The 2,139-nt window shown below is 64.0% G+C and carries 3 protein-coding genes; all 3 read right to left on the minus strand.

Annotated elements, in window-relative coordinates:
* Positions 1-464 (minus strand): GNAT family N-acetyltransferase (locus AC1DT2_RS21550; RefSeq protein ID WP_477298625.1); only part of this gene is annotated, 464 nt, incomplete at its 3' end.
* Positions 465-481: 17 nt separating this feature from the next.
* Positions 482-1,552, minus strand: coding sequence for a transaldolase (gene tal / locus AC1DT2_RS21555; RefSeq protein ID WP_477298626.1), 1,071 nt, complete (start codon positions 1,550-1,552; stop codon positions 482-484).
* A gap of 149 nt (positions 1,553-1,701) precedes the next feature.
* Positions 1,702-2,139, minus strand: a 438-nt coding sequence (locus AC1DT2_RS21560) for an acetamidase/formamidase family protein (protein WP_477298628.1), incomplete at its 5' end; no start/stop codon positions are given.

Below are 2,139 nucleotides of genomic sequence, written 5' to 3' on the forward strand. Positions count from 1 at the left end.
GGTTTCAGGCTGATCGTGAGGATCGGCAGCGTCCGTGCTTCCGCACCTTCGATCGGCGCAGGAATCTCGCCGACTCGCACCGCCCCGCACGCAACATAGAACGCCTCGGCGTGCGGATCGGACTCGATATAGAGCCTCGAGGCACGAAGTGCCCTGGCGCGTTCGACCGCGTCGTTCAGCATGCTCCTGCCCCAGCCCTTCCCGATGAAGGCGGGCAAAAGCCAGAAGTGCTCGAGCCTGACCGCGCCGTCGGCCTGCCTCCGCAGCTGATAAAAACCCGCCAACGCGCCGTCGAGACGGGCCGTCATGGTCGGCCAACGTTCGATCCCGGTGGACGTGACCCTAAGGTCCGACGCCCACCGTTGCAGTTGATCCGACGAATACGGCCAGTACGATTTTGACGCGAAGGCGAGATCCGAGAGGATGGCTGCCTCGGATGCGCGCGCCTGTTCAAATGCAAGCATCCGGCAGCTCCGGGGGGCTAGGCGGTCACCTTACCCTCTACGCGCCTGATCAGCTCGTCCCACGCCGTCACGAAAGCGGCACCACCCTCGACCTGCAACTGGCTCGCCAGCGCGTTCACATCGAGGCCGCCTTCATTGGCCGTACGTCGCACGGCAGCGCCTTCATCACGGTCGAGGGCCACCTTGCCGGGCACCTTGCCGTGGTCGGCAAACGCGCGCAGCGTCGCGTCCGGCATGGTGTTGATAGTGTCCGGCGCCGCCAGCGCCGTAATGTAGAGCGTGTCGTCGGCTTCGGGATCCTTCACCCCCGTGCTGGCCCAGAGAAGGGTTTGTGGCATGGCTCCGGCCGAGGCCAGCGTCTTCCAGCGCTCGGAGGCGAGCACGCCTTGGTAGGCGTCCCAGACATCCGCCGCCACGGCAAGGCCGAGACGGTTGCGCAGGTCGGCACGCCCCTGCTTCGCCGCTGCCGCATCCCAGCGACTGACGAACACCGACGCCACCGAACGGACCTTGGGATCGAGACCGCCAAGGATGCGTCGCTCGATACCGCGCATATAGGCCTCCGCCACGGCCAGGTACTGGTCGCGGGAGAACAACAGCGTCACGTTGATCGCGATGCCCTCGAAGATCGCCTCCTCGATCGCGACGGCACCTTGCGGCGAGCCGGGAATCTTCACGAAGGCATTGGGGCGATCCATCTGCGCATGCAACCGTTGCGCCCAGTCCAGCGAGCCCTTCGCGTCGTTGAGAAGGTACGGCGACACCTCGATGGACACCCATCCGTCCATCCCGGATGTCTTCGCGTGGATCGGCGCGAAAAGGTCGGCGGCGCGACGAAGATCCTGGACCATGAGGCGGAACACGATTTCTTCAGGCGTTGCACCCGTTGCCCGCTCGCTGGCGATCTGGGCGTCGTAGTCCGAACCACCAGCCACCGCCTTGGTGAAGATGGAGGGATTCGAGGTCAGACCGGTGATCGAGAAGTCGCGTATGTACGTCTCGAGAAGACCGGTGTCGATCATGTTCCTGGAGATGTTATCCAGCCAAAGACTCTGGCCGAGTTCCTGGAGCTTCGCAGTCGCATTCATGGGCTGTCCCGATGGGGCAGCCCGCATGCCAGCCGGCTGCCAGGTAATGAACGACAGCGCCCATGGCCAGGCGCCGGGGTATTAGCCAGGGAACGCTAACGCAGGCCATGGGTGTCGTCTTGAAGAAACCTGTGTCGAGGACGCAACAGTCACGGCTGAGCGGGTTTCACCAGCTGTGAAAGCAAGACTTTATCCAGGCTCGCGGCCACGCCGACACTCCTGCCGGCGAGATTGGCGACCGTATAATGGACGGAGCTGCCCAGTACCTGTGCGGCCTCGGAGAGCGTCAGTCCGTAGTCCTGCGCTAGCCACTTGACCAGGCCGGTGGTTGCGGCCCGCGTCGCTTCGTCGATGGATCCGGCCTGCCCCAGCACCATGATCCGGGTCGGCGACTCGACGCGAGGCATCTGCACCGCTTTTCCTTTGATCACGTCGACGGAAACCTCGACATCCATCGAAGTCTCCAGCGCATATTGGGATGTCTCACCGTCGCCTTGCAGGGCGTGCGCATCACCGAAGTACAACAGCGCGCCAGGCTGGTACACCGGCAGGTACACCGTGTTGCCTTCAACGACCTGGTTGAAGTC

The organism is Luteibacter sp. P4_E6, from assembly GCF_056401535.1.

Excerpts from the sequence above, each read along its gene's own strand:
- tal (WP_477298626.1), bottom strand. The coding sequence starts at position 1,552 with ATGAATGCGACTGCGAAGCTCCAGGAACTCGGCCAGAGTCTTTGGCTG.